This is a genomic window from Dyadobacter sp. 676, from assembly GCF_040448675.1.
In the GTDB taxonomy this organism is placed as follows: domain Bacteria; phylum Bacteroidota; class Bacteroidia; order Cytophagales; family Spirosomataceae; genus Dyadobacter.
Genome location: NZ_CP159289.1, coordinates 6,865,530 through 6,882,606, shown reverse-complemented (window position 1 = coordinate 6,882,606; position 17,077 = coordinate 6,865,530). Strand labels below are relative to the sequence as shown.

The window sequence follows — 17,077 nt, the reverse complement described above, 5'->3', positions numbered from 1 at the left end:
TAAATAAAAGACGTGAGGATTAAATAAGAATTGGGATTGGTTTACTGCTTGATAATTGTTTCGGAGACTTTCATGCTGCCGTCCTGAATCGCGATGATGTAACTGCCAGGCGGTTGATGTGTGAGGTTAAATCTTGTTTGGTAGCGCCCTTCATTCAATTCGACGCGCTGTGCCATTAAAGGGCGTCCGTTAATGTCCGTTATCAGGAGTTGAATGCTTCCCTGATTGTTTTTACTGCGGTAACGAATGACTACGTAATCCGATGCAGGATTTGGTGACACAACCAGCCCACGATCCTCGGAATCCAGCGTGTCAGCCTGTTCTTCGGCATTTAATCTGGCGGCTGTCTGAGGTTTATCCAAGCAGCGAAACCCAAAGTCTAAATCATGGATATTCTGGCCAGGAGCATTTGTAGTGAATTTGATAACGGCATAGTTGTTAATTAACATGGCGTCACTGTCGATCTCTCGATTGCCACCTTGCAGGCTAGCCGTTGGTTCTAGTTGGGCGTATCCAGGCTGCTTGACAGCGACCCGAAGCTCGTATGCCGTTCTGGCTTTAATACCGCCTGACACCAACGTATCATTAAAGGCGTAATGCCCGAGGCTATCAGTCCTGACAGCGGCCAGCAAAGTATCGCCTTGATACAACCCTACATTTATATCAGCCAAAGCGGTTTCCTCCGCGTCCTGAATGCCATCTTCATCACAATCCTGCCAGATGCGGTCACCTATCTCGGTAGGAGGTACTTCGGTGATCAATTCTATATCCCCTACATTATTAGCTTTACCAAACGGATTAATTTGATTTTTAGATAGCAGCGATAGGCCTTTTACGGCCGCGCCAGTACTGTTATCGAACCATTTGACGCCTCCGCCCAAATACCCTTCCTGCTCAGGTTCCCTGGCCGCTACCAGCAGCAGGTCCTGGTCTGGGAGCAGTGCTAATCCACCCGCCGCAGTTTCCTGGTGCCAGGTTATCCCGCTGGCTTTGAAGGCGTCGTCGAAGTAAAATTCACCGCCTTGGGGGCCTTCTCCATTGCCCTGGCCGGCGGATATCCGGTCGCCAGCCTGACCATTATGCTCTAATTCATATCGCTTCGCTGCCCGCTCGTTACCACGGTAGGCAATACGGAGCACATCGCCGCCGGCCAGACCACGAACTTGTTGAAGTTGGCGGATGCCTTTGGGCCGGTAGAGTTGTCCCTCACCCGTCTGATGGCCTAACCGATCCATCAGGCCTATAATCATAGATCCATCAGTGTCAAATTCAATGTCGGCAAGAATTGGTTGAGGATAAATCATCCACCCGTTGTTGTTTGCCAAAACAGCTTTTTGATAATCATCAGTCCACGGGCGCCATCCGGAGACACCATAGTCGAGCGTGCCTCTGGTGTAGTTAAGGGCCATACTGAACACCGTCTCAAATTTCTGGCGAGCAGGATCAAAAGCCAATACGGTTGCAGTCAGGTCAGCGTCCGTCGCTTTTTCACCCGTCGCATCGCTGACAACTCCTACGTAGACTTTGCCCCCATAAAATTTCACGGCAAAAGGCCTTGTTACTCCGTTACGGCCCACTGAGGGAATGGAGTAACCCGTAATGTCGGTCGCCGCAGGTGATCGTTCCGCAGAAGAAAGGGCAATTTTATAGAGCTTGCGATCGAATAAATTAGTCACCCAAAGCTCTCGACCATCGTCGGAAACATCTATCCCGCCCAAGCCGGTTTTACCGACGAACGAAAACATCAGGGAGTCGTGACTGAACGCGCTTTCTTCGCTGGCTACTTCGCGCAGGTAATTAGCCGGTGCCGTTGGAATACCTAATGCTGATAAATCAACAAATGGCTTTACATCCTGTTTTTCAGGATTAACAACGTAGATGCCTCCAAGCCCCAGGGGACCTATCGGGCTATGGCGCTTTGCAAACGCGGTGGCGAACAGCCGCCTGCTGCTGCGATCGTAGGCGATGCCCCATAAAGAACCTACCTGAGCGGAATTTGCCAGTGTCATTGCTTCCCCGGTAGTCGAATCGCCGGCCTGGTAACTTACCAAAGCGGCCTGCGGTTCTCCCGCCTTTTTTGAATTGCTCGTCGTATAGAGCGACTGGACGGCCCGGGGGTGGCTACCAACAAATTGACCCGGTTGCCATAAGGCCAAATTGATCGAAGCAGGGCTCGTAAGGAACTTTGTGCGGCTTTGACCGGGTGCAGGGCCAAAACCTTGCGGTAGTTGGTCGAATTCAAGCCGAACGCGCTGACCGGCAGGCACGTCTAGCTGGTAATACCCCATTGCATCGGAAGTTGCGGAAGTAAGAAATTTACCTTGGGCATCATACGCCCTGACGCCCACTTTCATAAAACCTCCTCTGGGCCTGTCATTTGAAAGTGGGGAAGATGAATACCGATGGACATAGCCTGAAACTTGGCTAAACAGAGGATTCTGAGTAGCAAGACATAGGTTAACCAGGATTAATAAATACAGCTGTTTCATAAAAAACACAGAAATGCTTAGAGAAAGATTATTGAAAAGCAGTTTGTTGGAAAAAGGGATTCTACTCCAACAAAATTGGTGCATTAGGACGTGGGATAAAATGCTCCCTTGGGGTTAGTTTGGGTGTATTTTGGGGGGATCGCCTTTTTTGGGGATTCAATTGGCGAAGGACTACCTGTGGCAGAGTGGCCGTTAAGTTAAAAGCGATGCTGCCGTTTATCAATAAAGAAGAAAATGGAATAGGTAGGGGTGATATAAAACAATCTGCATTGCATGAGGATTAGAAGAGCCTCATGCAATGCAGATTGTTTTTATCTACTTATTTTACCAGTTTTTGTAGTTGCTGACTAATGGAATGCCTATAATAAGCAAGCATAGTGGTGCAATAAAAACAATAAATCCTCCGATGTATCCCCAAAGCTTTATCGAACCTTTTGAATAGTTGCTCTCAACTATTTTTTTTGCTTTGTTGACTTTATTGTAATAATAGCTATTAAGTAAGCTCCACGAAATAAAGACAGTTGAGAATAGTAGTAAGTAATACATAATCTCTCCGATCTTTATCCCAAAAGAAATCCAAAGCAATTTTAGAATGACAAAATAAATCAATGAGAGAACGTAAGAGAAAGTCCATTTTGCTGCATTGACCGCCCTTAATTCTGGTGAAGATTTGTCTCCAATCATTCCAGTGCAAATAAATATTTCGAATATTTTCATTGTTATTTCCACCTATCTGCGTTGCGCCCAAAAGAACTATCAATTTTATCGTTTATGTCGAAGGTATAATCCAGCACCCCATATACCGCGGCACCTGTTGCTAATCCTGCGACCACTGCTGGTGACGCCAGCGCTCCTGCGGTGGCAATTCCAGCTATTATGGCAACATCAATTACGGTAGAGGCGTCCCAAGTATTATTCATCAAGTCATACCCTATTTTGCCTATTCCTAACACGTTGCCAGCAGGTCCGAGAAATTTTGATATTTTGCCCGAACTTTTTAGTAATTTAGCTACTTGACCTGCTTTAAGTAACCTTCCATTCAAAGGGTGTACTAGCCTTTTCGTCTTAGTGAGGTTATAGGCAAATTGCGAAACTACTACTTTTGACCCAGATCCAAAAGGTTTGTCGTAGGAATCTACTATGTCTGTTAGAATAGAATAGTGTTTCTCGGAAAAGTCAATAATATTTCCAATGGTACCTCTTTCCCCTTTGCCGTGCCATATGTCGTAAAATAAATTCTCTGCGTCGCTATTTTTTGTCCCTTTTACAGTAGCATCACCTGCACTCGCCTGGGCTGTGGATCCATCAACGAATACAACTATGTCATCTTTATTGATCGGCTTATTGGAGTCTACATTTGTAGTATCTCCCACCATTCCAAATAAGTCGGAAAATCTTAGCGGGTTATTGTACACGTATTGGTAGGTAGACCAGCTTTCTTGACTCTCTGTCATCGGATCTTCGGTCATCCATCGCCCGATCGAAGGATCATACATTCTAAAACCATAATCCAGCCATTCCGTTTCAGGCTGTTTCTCCTTCCCGTTGTAAAGATACTTGTTTTTATCAGACCCAGTTCGCTGGATGGGTAAGCCAAACGCGTAGTACTCTGTTTCCTGGATCACGTTGCCGGTCTCATCCAGCACCGAGCGCACGTTTCCCAGATGATCACGAAGGTAGTATTGAGACAGGTAGCTTGTTCCATCCTTGACAATCTGCCCTTCTTCTACACCAATGCGCAACAAGCTGTTCTCTGCGCGATACTCGAACGTCCCCGCATAGTATGTATTGACATTATCCGGGGCTTCACTCTTTAGTTTTACTCCATTGGCATCATATGTGTACTGCACCGTGCGAGTGTTGCGCACCACGCGGCGGGGTAGGTTCAATACGTTGTAATTGATCCCGTCGGTAGTACTATTTCCTATACCCCGGTTAAAATCCCGGACCAGGTTTCCATTGCCGTCGTAGACAAACTCGTCATCCGCGTTGGCCCCGTTGATAAATCCTTTAACGGCCTGGCTCTGATTATCCTGCGAGTCGTTTACACGGTGTAATTGGTTGCCGTGATACAGATAGCTTAATTGGTCAATGGGCGTGTTATTGTACTTGCGAGTCAGGCTTTCCAGGTTTCCGTTAGCGTCGTAGCTAATGGGCGATTCGTCGTAGTTCGCGAAATTACCAGTACCCGTGGCCCCTGTCAGTCGGCTGGACTTGTCGTAGCTTAAATTCATTCCGCCACTATTGCTTTTGGTTGTCCACGACAGGCTGTTGATGTTACCGTTATCCTGGTAATTAAGGCCTAACGCAAATGGCTGCCCGGTGTTGGTTTGCTCATTCCCCAGCCAGCCGCGTGGCGTGTACTTGTAACCCAGAATTTGCACTCCTGCGTGCAGGGACTTGGTGCCCACTTGGCCGACCTCATTGTAGAGCTGTTCCGACTGGGTGTAGGTTTTTTTCGGGACACCTCCTTCATAAAGTATCACTTCGGTTTTGCTCAGCCGGTCACCATGATCGTAGGTAAACGTCTTGGCCAACTTGTAGGTTACGCTGCCGGTTTCCTGTGTCGTCCATTCCTGCTCGGGCTTGCCATCGAAGGCAAGCTGATAGCTCACACGCTCATAAGCATTGCTGCTGAACCCGTACAACTGGCGTAATGTCTGAATCACCCGCTGCTTGTCATCGTAGTAGATCACTGTTTGAAGCCAGGAGCCGTACTCGCCACTAGGTAGCAATACCCTGGCAGCTTGGCCGGTATTCAAACCGATACGGTTGGCAGTAGGGGTTTGCGCAAAGGCAACACCCGTCATGCCAGGCTCGGCAGCATAAGCCCGGAAAGGAGTGAAATCATAGTTGTCGTAGTAGGTCTTCAGCAGCGGTTCGGGGGTGTCGCAGTTGCCGTTTTTGCACAGGCCCATCTCGATCTGACGATTAAGGTTGTCGTAGGTATAATAAAACTTCTGTCCACGGCCATCGGTGCTGCTTTTGGGCAAATCCGTGGTACCGACATAATCTATTTTGCCGGCGTTGCTACCAGGCAGTTTTTTGTCAACCACCCGTCCGTATTCGTCGTAACGGTACAGGAAGGCGTGCCGACTCAAATCCGCTTCGCTTTGGTAGCCAGGTTGGAGTACAGCCCGAAGCTGACTTTTCTCATCGTAGGCATAGTATGTGTCCAGATTAACATCCTTAAGGACCCCCTGAACAATTTTGTTGGTAAGTGTCCGCTTAAGAACGATCCGGCCAAGCCGATCCTGGTACTGGGTCACGCTGCCACCTGCCTCGTCAACAGTACGCGTATAAGTCAATTCGCCAGCCGCATATGTGCTGTTCAATTCAATATCGGTAAGAGCCGCGCCAACGGCGCGGTAGTATTTGACTTCGTCGGCTACGTTTACACCATGGAACTGCGTGGAATTGCCGGTAGCCCCCGGCGCTTTACTTCCGGTGACTCGGTTGAGCGGCGCACTTTCGTAAAAAGTTTGAGTTGAAAACGTTTCCGGTTGTGCATTAGCTGCAATCGGAGCCGACACCTTTGTAGAACTGGTGTAATAATCCTTAGCTGCGGTTTTAACATCCGCCCCCGCCCGAAGTTGTCCACCATTGGTGTCGGTAAAAATGTCCTGACGGGTCGTTGCAACGCGTCATACTCGGTTATTGTGACAATATCAGCCTTGGACCCTGCTCCAAAAGCGGCAACTTGTTGGGTCGGCTTGCCAAGCCCATCGAAGTAGGAGACCTGGCTGGTAGCCTGATTGGCCGTGGCAGTAAAGTTGGTGCCAGTCAGGTTTTCGTTAATGCCAGCCTGCTTATAGGTGCGGCTGATAATGTAATTGGCCGTGGGAGTCTGTGCCAGGCTAAAATAGGAGGTAGTAGCTAGCCAACTCAGGGCCAGCCATCGATAAAGATGATTCATACGCAAGGCTTCGCGGAAAAAATTTGGAAAATGTCCTCAGTGCAAGCGTTGGCAGGCACTATTTGGAGGACAAAGTTGAGGTTCTCCGCGTCGGGTTTCAATCACCCGAAAGGGGCAAGTTGGGGGGTGTTTTAGGGGCAGTGACAAAAGCAAAGTAACGTCTTAGCTTGCCGTCTTGGGAGGCGGGGGAATGTGAAGGTAGGAAATGTATTAGCCTATTAAAAGCTAAATCGTTAGTCATATTACAACTCCTGCTTTAAGGTAATTTGTAATACTCGCCGAAATTGAGGCCATCGTTAAGTTTAGTAACTTGACATTAAACCGATGAGACAATGAAACAAAACCGGAGGAAATTCACAGCAAAATTCAAGGCAATGGTGGCTGTTGAAGCCTTGAAAGAACGAAAGTCGTTGAGCGAATTGGCGACCAGATTTGAGCAGGGTCGCCTGGCGATTCATCCAACCCAGGTATCTGCCTGGAAACGGGAATTTTTGGAGCGAGCGGAAAAAGCTTTCGGAGATGAGCCGTCCAAAGACGAGGAATCAGTTGACATTGACAACCTCTTTAAGCAGATCGGCCAATTGCAGGTGGAGAACGACTTTTTAAAAAAAGCTTGAAAAAAGCCGGTCTATGAAGGAGCGCATGGCATTGATAGACAATGGTCATCCGTTGAGTATTCGACGGCAAGCCCAGATTCTTAGTGTCAACCGCAGTCAGTTGTATTATCCGCTTGCTGGTGAAAAATCGGCCGACGCGGAAGAGAATTTGGCACTGATGGAAGTAATGGACAAAATATTCTTGTCCGATCCCACTTTGGGCGTGCTTGGTATGCAAGACGAGCTGGCAGAAAAAGGGATGAATTATAATGTCAAACGCATTCGGAGTCTGCTACGGAAAATGACCATTGAGCCGATTTATCGGCATGGGCCGCCCCGCCAAACGTAACCTTAGCCGCCTGGGAAAAGCGAAATACATTCATCCGTATTTGCTTAGGAATCTTGAGATCAACCGCCCCAACCAACCGGGCCGCCGGGCGGTTTGGCATTGGATATCAGCTACATTCCCATGAAGCATGGCTTTATGTACCTGACGGCCATTATGGATCTATACAGCCGTTATATTGTCGGCTGGCAGCTATCTAATAGTCTGGAAAAAGAAACACAGACAGAGCTGTTGCACGCGACAATATCTCGGCATGGCAAGCCGGAAATCATCAATAGCGATCAGGGTGCACAGTACACCTGCGAGCATTGGGTTAGTACATTAAGTGATTTGAAGATCCGGATCAGTATGGATGGTAAAGGGAGAGCAACCGACAACGCACATATCGAGCGGTGGTTTCGAACTATAAAACAGAAGTACGTCTATTTGAATCCTGAGAAAAACAGCCTTGACCTTTATCACGGGATTGCCCGCTTTGTCCAGCATTACAATTGCAGAAAATATCAAGGCATCGGTCGCAGGAAACCCATGAACCTTTACCTAAATGCTGCTTAATTCTAATTAAAAACAGTCAACCGCTGGTCTTAAAAATAGGGAGTACTTCAACTTTGCCCCCAAACTGCACCTAAACTGCCCCTTAGGGGTAATTTCAATATACGCATTTATAAATTTGCTTTGTAGAACTATTTTTAATAATACGCGTTAGGACACGTTAGCGTTAAAACAATATTCTTTTGATAGCATTCAAACCAATAGATGTAAGCGCGCCACTCCATCTTATTAACAGACATTAAATATTTAAGAGTATGATTTTCAATTCTTTAACGCCAAGATTTAATTTACCCTCACCTAACGACGTTCCTGCTCTTGCGCAATTGACTTCGCAAGAACGTAAGATACTATTAATGACCCTCAATGATTACTCTTGTAAGGAAATCGCTGATTCGTTAAATATCGCTTTCGAAACTGTTAAACGACACCGAAAGAATATCATTCGCAAACTAGAGGTGAGCGGAAAAACTGAATTTCGTCGATTGTTGTACTTATGGACAGTGCAATCTTGGGCTAGTGTACATAGAGATACAGTGAATGCGTTCTAGCTATATTCATTGAATCCGAAACCTGAAATTCAATAGTATTATATCTTTAAGTTTTTTAAGAATTACATTTTTATCGGCGTAAAGTTTCGGTCAATTCGCCAGGCCAATGGTTAAAAAAATGACTGCCTGATTTTGAGTTTGAAATCGTTCCGGGTATAGCCTCCATCTCAATACGGCAGCTATTCGGGATGAGGGCCATGCATGGCTGACCTTTTTGCGGGGCAATTGTTTAAGGTTCACATTGAGCAACATGGCGGTTCAAACTCAGGCTAGTACCAGCAACCAGAGTAGAATCAAAATGGTAGTAAAATAATAAGATGGCTTGTTCCTGTTGCAATTCTTTATGGACACTGTCTCAAAAACTGTGTAAGTGAAGAATCGGGGTTTATGATCCCGATTTTTTACTTTTAATAAAACACAGCTTATGAGACCAGAGGATCTTTTAACGGATGATTTTTTAAAGCAGTTCAAGAGCCGCGACGCGCTCAATGACTTCCTGGGCCAGTTGCAGAAGCGGGGCATCGAGAAGATGCTCGAAGGCGAGTTGGACGGGCATTTAGGCTACGGCAAGCACGAACAGTCGGCCAACAGCAATTCCCGTAATGGCTACGGCAAAAAGAAAATCAGGACCAGCTACGGCGAATCCGAGATCAGCGTTCCGCGCGACCGCGATGCATGTTTTAATCCAATGATCGTCCCCAAGCGGGAGAATATGGTCGATGGCATCGAAGAAGTAATCGTCTCGTTGTACGCTAAGGAAATGAGCGTCTCCGACATTGAAGAGCAGATCAAGGATGTTTACAATTTTGATGTTTCAGCTTCAACAATTAGCCGCATTACTTCCCGGATAGCCGAAGATATTATCAGCTGGCAGAATAGACCGTTGGAAGCTGTGTACCTCATCGTTTGGATGGACGGAATCGTTTTCAAAGTGCGTGAAAACAGCAAAGTCGTCAATAAGACGATATACATCGCAGTTGGACTTAAACGGGATGGCTACAAGGAGGTTTTGGGCATGTGGCTGGGGAAGAATGAGTCTGCAGCCTACTGGATGAGCGTGTTAACCGACATGAAAGCCCGTGGATTACAGGACATTCTGATCACTGCCACTGACAATCTGAACGGCTTCACCCAAACGATCCGGTCTGTGTTCCCTGAATCGGCAACTCAGATCTGTGTGGTTCATCAAATCCGCAACAGTTGCCGGTATGTGGTCTGGAAGGATAAAAAAGAGTTCAGCCGCGATATGAAGGACATTTATGCTGCTCCCACCAGGCAAGCCGCCCTGGCCGCATTGGAAAGTCTTGAATCAAAATGGAATAGCAAATACTCCTACGCCATCAAAAGCTGGCGACAAAACTGGGATGAACTGACTGTGTTTTTTGATTTCCCATTGGAAATCCGGCAGATCATTTACACCACCAATTGATCGAAAACTTGAATGGGAAAATCAGAAAATATACAAAAAATAAACTCTCTTTCCCCAATGATGATGCGGTATTGAAGTCTGTTTATTTGGCCCTTAGAGAGGCTTCAAAAAAATGGACCATGCCCATCCGGAATTGGGGCATGATCCTGAATCAGTCGCTTCGGCGATCCGATTTTAACTATTTTTGAAGATAGGGTCAGGCTTTAAACTCTGCCCAGCCCCGATTGGGAGTTTACACAGTTAATGAGATAGTCCCTACATAAAATTGGCATGGCGACAATTAAAAAAAATACAGTTGAATTGAAACAGTTGCTTTCCCTTTACAACGTGCTGCCATGATCTATTCTTTTTTTGCAATCTGCAAAAAACACAGCGTCAATCCCTTTCATTGGCTAAAACACACCCTGCAAAACATCTGCACCATTAACCACAAGCACATCGAAAGCCTTTACCCACAAAACTTCAACAAAATCCCCGGCTTAATCAATATGTAGTTCATCGGTCGGATACGTTAATACGGTTTGGTACCCATATTAACTTACTGAATTTCAGAAAATGCACAATCTTTTTCTCTTCAAACTTCAACCGCACAACGGGTTATTTCTATGGTTAACAACAAAAAGCCCTGACAAGCATTTGGTGTAGCTCGTCAGGGCTGCGTATTTAATGGCTATTAGAATTGCCCCTAATAAATTCCTCCAATAAATGGTCGCAACTCCACTTGAAGATTATTCATTATTGTAAGACTTTAACCCAAAGGGTAATTTTTCCCATCCGTTAACCGGTATATTCTGCAAAGTGTCAGGGACAGCAACATCCCATAGTAATTTATGGAAATTAGGGTCTTCACAACTCATTTGAACCCAAAATCTACGATTCGCTAATTCCTGGATATCTTTATTTAGCCATTCATCGAAACTACCTGGATTAGCTGGGTCATCTTTTTCAATAGCATTTCCTTTAAATTTATACTCGTATACGATCCACGCATGTGATTTTCGATACTTTATCCTAGTAACCTTTGCAACTGTATACAACGAGCATTTCCCAAGTTTACTATTTAACCGAATGCGATCTCTGACATAAAAGACAGCACAAAGCCCTAAGAGAATTATAGAAAATATATGAGCGGGATTTATTTTGTTTAGTTTCATTAGACAGGCTACTTATTTGGTGTCTGTATTTTTGACGCCATTGTATCAATCACCTGATTATATACCTCCACCATTCCTTCGACCATTCCTGACATAGCTTTGGAGAATCCATTCACAGACATCATTTCAGATGCCTTCCCACCGAATGTTCCAAATCCTAAACCCGTAGCTAATTTAAAGCCTCCTTCCTGGGGAGAATTAATAGTGCTATAAAACGTCCCCTCAGATAAGTCAACACCCATCTCTCCAACCGCACCAGTTAATGAACTCGCTCCTGTTGTTAAAGACAAGTCCGCAGCCAGACCTACAAAATCTATTTTCATTTCTCCTTTCAACAAATTTCCAACCGTTTGTCCAAGTAAACTCAATCCGGCTTTTCCATATAAAGCCTGTTGGCTAACACCTTTTGCTACTACCATCGAGTACGTTTTTTGCAAAATCTGTCTAGCAGCAGCTAATTTTCGAAGTTGGGCAATGGCTTTTGGCCCTGCTTGCCAAGTTGCAAATCTTCCACCTGCCACAACTCCACCTGCATACAATGATACAGCAGCAGCAGCTTCATATTTAATTGCTGTTTTAATTTCATTTCTCGACCAGCTGTATGGGCTCGGTTTTGAACTCGAGTATTTTAAACTATTGAGTTCATACTGCGCAAAAAAGAGGGTCAGGCCTTTTCCCAGTTACCGTGGCCTCCGGTAAAGATATTCCATCATCAGTTCCATCATTATTGATATCAATTAATCCAAAAAGATCAATCTTTCTTATTGGGTCATTTTCAACATAAGCGTATCCAGAAACACCAATACTTAATTCCGCTAGCGGATCGATGATCATCCACCTGCTAATCGCCGGGTCATACTGCCGAGCTCCATAGTCGAGCCACTCGGTCTCGGGTTGTTTCTCCTTACCGTTGTAAAGATACTTATTAATTCCTACTGTCCTAGGTATCGCCAGCCCAAACGCGTAGTACTCTGTTTCCTGGATCACGTTGCCGGTCTCATCCAGCACCGAGCGCACGTTTCCCAGATGATCACGAAGGTAGTATTGAGACAGGTAGCTTGTTCCATCCTTGACAATCTGCCCTTCTTCTACACCAATGCGCAACAAGCTGTTCTCTGCGCGATACTCGAACGTCCCCGCATAGTATGTATTGACATTATCCGGGGCTTCACTCTTTTAGTTTTACTCCATTGGCATCATATGTGTACTGCACCGTGCGAGTGTTGCGCACCACGCGGCGGGGTAGGTTCAATACGTTGTAATTGATCCCGTCGGTAGTACTATTTCCTATACCCCGGTTAAAATCCCGGACCAGGTTTCCATTGCCGTCGTAGACAAACTCGTCATCCGCGTTGGCCCCGTTGATAAATCCTTTAACGGCCTGGCTCTGATTATCCTGCGAGTCGTTTACACGGTGTAATTGGTTGCCGTGATACAGATAGCTTAATTGGTCAATGGGCGTGTTATTGTACTTGCGAGTCAGGCTTTCCAGGTTTCCGTTAGCGTCGTAGCTAATGGGCGATTCGTCGTAGTTCGCGAAATTACCAGTACCCGTGGCCCCTGTCAGTCGGCTGGACTTGTCGTAGCTTAAATTCATTCCGCCACTATTGCTTTTGGTTGTCCACGACAGGCTGTTGATGTTACCGTTATCCTGGTAATTAAGGCCTAACGCAAATGGCTGCCCGGTGTTGGTTTGCTCATTCCCCAGCCAGCCGCGTGGCGTGTACTTGTAACCCAGAATTTGCACTCCTGCGTGCAGGGACTTGGTGCCCACTTGGCCGACCTCATTGTAGAGCTGTTCCGACTGGGTGTAGGTTTTTTTCGGGACACCTCCTTCATAAAGTATCACTTCGGTTTTGCTCAGCCGGTCACCATGATCGTAGGTAAACGTCTTGGCCAACTTGTAGGTTACGCTGCCGGTTTCCTGTGTCGTCCATTCCTGCTCGGGCTTGCCATCGAAGGCAAGCTGATAGCTCACACGCTCATAAGCATTGCTGCTGAACCCGTACAACTGGCGTAATGTCTGAATCACCCGCTGCTTGTCATCGTAGTAGATCACTGTTTGAAGCCAGGAGCCGTACTCGCCACTAGGTAGCAATACCCTGGCAGCTTGGCCGGTATTCAAACCGATACGGTTGGCAGTAGGGGTTTGCGCAAAGGCAACACCCGTCATGCCAGGCTCGGCAGCATAAGCCCGGAAAGGAGTGAAATCATAGTTGTCGTAGTAGGTCTTCAGCAGCGGTTCGGGGGGTGTCGCAGTTGCCGTTTTTGCACAGGCCCATCTCGATCTGACGATTAAGGTTGTCGTAGGTATAATAAAACTTCTGTCCACGGCCATCGGTGCTGCTTTTGGGCAAATCCGTGGTACCGACATAATCTATTTTGCCGGCGTTGCTACCAGGCAGTTTTTTGTCAACCACCCGTCCGTATTCGTCGTAACGGTACAGGAAGGCGTGCCGACTCAAATCCGCTTCGCTTTGGTAGCCAGGTTGGAGTACAGCCCGAAGCTGACTTTTCTCATCGTAGGCATAGTATGTGTCCAGATTAACATCCTTAAGGACCCCCCTGAACAATTTTGTTGGTAAGTGTCCGCTTAAGAACGATCCGGCCAAGCCGATCCTGGTACTGGGTCACGCTGCCACCTGCCTCGTCAACAGTACGCGTATAAGTCAATTCGCCAGCCGCATATGTGCTGTTCAATTCAATATCGGTAAGAGCCGCGCCAACGGCGCGGTAGTATTTGACTTCGTCGGCTACGTTTACACCATGGAACTGCGTGGAATTGCCGGTAGCCCCCGGCGCTTTACTTCCGGTGACTCGGTTGAGCGGCGCACTTTCGTAAAAAGTTTGAGTTGAAAACGTTTCCGGTTGTGCATTAGCTGCAATCGGAGCCGACACCTTTGTAGAACTGGTGTAATAATCCTTAGCTGCGGTTTTAACATCCGCCCCCGCCCGAAGTTGTCCACCATTGGAGCTCATTGGTGTCGGTAAAAATGTCCTGACGGGTCGTTGCAACGCGTCATACTCGGTTATTGTGACAATATCAGCCTTGGACCCTGCTCCAAAAGCGGCAACTTGTTGGGTCGGCTTGCCAAGCCCATCGAAGTAGGAGACCTGGCTGGTAGCCTGATTGGCCGTGGCAGTAAAGTTGGCGCCAGCTAGGTTTTCGTTAATGCCAGCCTGCTTGTAGGTGCGGCTGATAATGTAATTGGCCGTGGGAGTCTGTGCCAGGCCAAAATAGGAGGTAGTAGCTAGCCAACTCAGGGCCAGCCATCGATAAAGATGATTCATACGCAAGGCTTCGCGGGAAAAAAAATTGGAAAATGTCCTTAGTGCAAGCGTTGGTAGGCACTATTTGGAGGACAAAGTTGAGGCTCTTCCCATCGGGTTTCAATCACCCGGAAGGGGTAAGTTGGGGGTGTTTTAGGGGCAGTGACAAAAGCAAAGTAACGTCTTAGCTTGCCGTCTTGGGAGGCGGGGAATGTGAAGGTAGCACTTTACACTTGTGGAGGAGGTTCGAGCTCGTATTCAGGACCTTCAAGTATCTAATAAAGTTACAATGCAACGCGGCTCAATTGACTGTCGTGCCACATTAGAACCGAAATGTCAGCGTTAACATGACATTCCTCGGAGCTCCGGGGAAAAGTCGCAGGTAGTTCTGAGCACCCAGCCAATAGGTTTTATCAAATAAATTATTGGCATTCAGTGCAATCTGCATACTGCTTTTCGAGGGAGTATAGTAAATGGCAGCGTCGAAAATAGTATATGCCGGTATGAGAAAATCTCTTGTAAACCAAGGCACTTTGTTGCCTTGGTGCTGAACGCCCAAACCGATCCCTAAATCCTTGAAAGCGGTATTGCCTCCGAAATTATAGCGTGTCCACAGGTTAGCACTGTGCTTGGGTGTGTTCTGCTTGCGCGTACCAATCAGACTTTCATCGGCATCTTCACGGATCACCGCGTCAATGAAACTATATGATGCATTCACCTGCCACTGTGGGGTAATGTAACCCGCCAGATCCCACTCGATCCCGCGGCTGCGCTCGGCGCCTCGGGTAACGAGCAGGTCAGGGTTAGCCGGATCGTTGGCATTCATCAGGATGTTTTTCTGGTTGATCTCATAAAATGCCAGGTTTAGGCGCATGCGGCTCTGAAAGAAATCGGCCTTAAAACCCAGCTCTTTCAAGTCGCTCCGAAGCGGCGCGAACTGGCTCCCGGCGGGTAAGGTACCTGTTTGCGGCATCAATGTTACCGTATTTGATTGCGGCTGAAAACCTTCCAGGTAAGTGACATATGCGTTGATGGTTTTGGTCAACGCATAGGTCAGGCCAACCCTTGGAAGAAGCGCAGTTTTGTGGACTGTCAATGTACCCGGTGCATTGTAATTGGTAATATCCTCAAACCAATCGTTCCTGAGCGCAAGGAGCATCGTCAGCTTCCCCACCTTCATTTGTTCCTGAATGTAAATTCCATTTGTGGTAGTTAAAGCGGAAGGTAATGCTGTCCGTACATTCAGGTTGTAATCCTCTACATTGCGGATGGTGTACTGTGGGTTTTGCAGATTAAAATGATTGACGTTCGGTCTGGGCAATGTGACGCCGTCTATCGTGATCGTCTGGTAGTTGGCGGCATTGGAGAGCACAAAAGAACCCGCAACGGTACCATCTTTCAGCAAAAATCCTCTGGCAGCATTCTGGCCGCCGCCTTTCAGTTTCTGCCAGCGAGTAAGATCATAGCCTACCAACAGCTTGTGATTGATGCTGCCAATATTGAAGTTGAAATCAAAATACGCGTTTAGGTTATCAATGTTCCAGTATTGCTGCCGCTGTACAAACTGCATCGCGGCAAGGCTGGTAACAGGTTGGTTATTGATATCAGGGGCAAATGCATTAGTGGTCCGGTGTTCTTGCAAATCCTCCGTCCACGATTGTTTCATATAAGCTGCGTTGAAGCCAATGCTCGAATTGAACTTATGCGCAAGACTACCCATGATGATCACCTCTTTGGAGCGGAAATGGTCGTTGGGTGCGCCCAGGCTAAGGGTGATCGGCGTGCTGTTTAGACTGGTTTGTCCTGCTATCGCACCAAAAATTGGCTGGCCGCGATCAAGAGTACCGTTCATATCGTTGTAAATCAGCTCCGCATTCAATGAAGTCTTATTATTGGGAATGTAGCTGATCGACGGCGACACCAGCAGGGATTTGTTGCCGACCATATCCCGGAAAGACCGCGCCTGCTGATAAGCCCCATTGACACGATATAAAAGTGTTTTGGAAGCATTCAACGGTCCTGTGAAATCCGCCATGCCGCGAAATGTACTGAAACTTCCTGCGGCAAGGCTCAATTCTTTTCTTTCGGTCGCAAGCGGTTTTTTGGTCACCATATTGATGCTCCCGCCAGGATCCACAGACGAAAATGTAGCACTGGCAGGGCCTTTGATCACCTCTACGCGCTCGATGTTGGCCGTCAGCGGTTGCAGGAAGTAATACTGCCTGGTACGCATGCCATTGATGATTTGCCCCTCCTCATTCTGGCTGATTCCCCGAATGGTGTACTGGTTATAATAGCTCGAAGGGATTACACCGCTGGCAATCTTGACCGCGTCACCCAGCTGGAATGCCTGCCGATCGGCAATCAGCTCTTTGGTGATGGAAGTAATTGCCTGGGGTATGTCTTTGTTCAATGCAGAGATCCGGGTGGCCGAAAAGGAATAGTCGCTGGCGTAATCCTTGCTAACCCGCCCCATTACTTCCACCGTTTGCAACTGCGTCGCTTCGGGGAGGAGTTCAATTTTCGTCAATGCATTACTTGCCCTCAGGCGTGTAGGTTTGTACCCAACCGAGGTCACCAACAGAATGCCACTGCCTTCCAGCCTGAATTTGCCCGTGGAGTCCGTAACCGTACCATTACCCGAACTGGCCATCGAAACACTGGCGCCTGGGATCGGGCTGCCAGTCGCAGCGTCGGAAACCGAGCCAGTGATAGTCTGCGCGTAGAGCGGGAAGCTGGCTAGCAGCAGCATGGTGATAAAAGTCCTGATCATATCG

The 17,077-nt window shown here is 47.2% G+C and carries 13 protein-coding genes and 3 pseudogenes; 5 read left to right on the top strand and 11 right to left on the bottom strand.

Going from position 1 to position 17,077, the window contains the following annotated elements; translation table 11 throughout:
- Positions 1-41: 41 nt before the first annotated feature.
- The 4 genes and pseudogenes from ABV298_RS30155 to ABV298_RS30140 form a co-directional block, all read right to left on the bottom strand.
- On the bottom strand, positions 42-2,489 hold the full coding sequence (locus ABV298_RS30155) for an SdrD B-like domain-containing protein (protein ID WP_353719828.1): 2,448 nt from the start codon (positions 2,487-2,489) through the stop codon (positions 42-44).
- A 324-nt stretch (positions 2,490-2,813) separates the two neighbouring features.
- Entirely contained in the window at positions 2,814-3,206 is a 393-nt protein-coding gene (locus tag ABV298_RS30150) for a hypothetical protein (RefSeq protein WP_353719827.1), read from the bottom strand.
- Between the two features lie 2 nt (positions 3,207-3,208).
- Entirely contained in the window at positions 3,209-6,022 is a 2,814-nt protein-coding gene (locus ABV298_RS30145; protein ID WP_353719826.1) for an RHS repeat-associated core domain-containing protein, read from the bottom strand.
- Between the two features lie 77 nt (positions 6,023-6,099).
- A pseudogene (locus ABV298_RS30140) lies at positions 6,100-6,405 on the bottom strand (DUF6443 domain-containing protein); the annotation flags it as partial.
- Between the two features lie 332 nt (positions 6,406-6,737).
- Between ABV298_RS30140 and ABV298_RS30135 the strand changes: the two are divergent.
- From ABV298_RS30135 to ABV298_RS30115, 5 genes and pseudogenes are all read left to right on the top strand, one after another.
- On the top strand, positions 6,738-7,022 hold the full coding sequence (locus tag ABV298_RS30135; RefSeq protein ID WP_353719825.1) for a transposase: 285 nt from the start codon (positions 6,738-6,740) through the stop codon (positions 7,020-7,022).
- A gap of 13 nt (positions 7,023-7,035) precedes the next feature.
- The gene (locus ABV298_RS30130) at positions 7,036-7,350 is read left to right on the top strand and encodes a transposase (RefSeq protein ID WP_353719824.1); all 315 of its coding nucleotides are present in this window, start codon (positions 7,036-7,038) and stop codon (positions 7,348-7,350) included.
- Between the two features lie 87 nt (positions 7,351-7,437).
- Positions 7,438-7,902 (top strand): annotated as a pseudogene (locus ABV298_RS30125) (DDE-type integrase/transposase/recombinase); the annotation flags it as partial.
- 251 nt (positions 7,903-8,153) lie between these two features.
- Complete coding sequence (locus ABV298_RS30120; protein WP_353719823.1) at positions 8,154-8,447, top strand: helix-turn-helix transcriptional regulator; 294 nt, start codon at positions 8,154-8,156, stop codon at positions 8,445-8,447.
- A 424-nt stretch (positions 8,448-8,871) separates the two neighbouring features.
- A pseudogene (locus ABV298_RS30115) lies at positions 8,872-10,064 on the top strand (IS256 family transposase).
- 540 nt (positions 10,065-10,604) lie between these two features.
- On the opposite strand, the gene ABV298_RS30110 reads toward ABV298_RS30115, so the two are convergent.
- The 7 genes from ABV298_RS30110 to ABV298_RS30080 form a co-directional block, all read right to left on the bottom strand.
- On the bottom strand, positions 10,605-11,030 hold the full coding sequence (locus ABV298_RS30110) for a hypothetical protein (protein WP_353719822.1): 426 nt from the start codon (positions 11,028-11,030) through the stop codon (positions 10,605-10,607).
- Between the two features lie 8 nt (positions 11,031-11,038).
- Positions 11,039-11,449: a hypothetical protein gene (locus ABV298_RS30105; RefSeq protein WP_353719821.1), complete on the bottom strand. Its 411-nt coding sequence runs from the start codon at positions 11,447-11,449 to the stop codon at positions 11,039-11,041.
- A 223-nt stretch (positions 11,450-11,672) separates the two neighbouring features.
- On the bottom strand, positions 11,673-12,038 hold the full coding sequence (locus tag ABV298_RS30100; protein WP_353719820.1) for an RHS repeat-associated core domain-containing protein: 366 nt from the start codon (positions 12,036-12,038) through the stop codon (positions 11,673-11,675).
- Between the two features lie 160 nt (positions 12,039-12,198).
- Entirely contained in the window at positions 12,199-13,203 is a 1,005-nt protein-coding gene (locus ABV298_RS30095; protein WP_353719819.1) for a hypothetical protein, read from the bottom strand.
- Positions 13,204-13,240: 37 nt separating this feature from the next.
- Positions 13,241-13,603, bottom strand: coding sequence for a hypothetical protein (locus tag ABV298_RS30090; RefSeq protein WP_353719818.1), 363 nt, complete (start codon positions 13,601-13,603; stop codon positions 13,241-13,243).
- Positions 13,584-14,321, bottom strand: coding sequence for a DUF6443 domain-containing protein (locus ABV298_RS30085; protein ID WP_353719817.1), 738 nt, complete (start codon positions 14,319-14,321; stop codon positions 13,584-13,586). The genes ABV298_RS30090 and ABV298_RS30085 overlap by 20 nt, the downstream gene beginning before the upstream one ends.
- 301 nt (positions 14,322-14,622) lie before the next feature.
- Positions 14,623-17,073 (bottom strand): TonB-dependent receptor, encoded by a 2,451-nt coding sequence (locus ABV298_RS30080; protein ID WP_353719816.1) that lies wholly within the window; start codon positions 17,071-17,073, stop codon positions 14,623-14,625.
- Positions 17,074-17,077 lie beyond the last annotated feature (4 nt).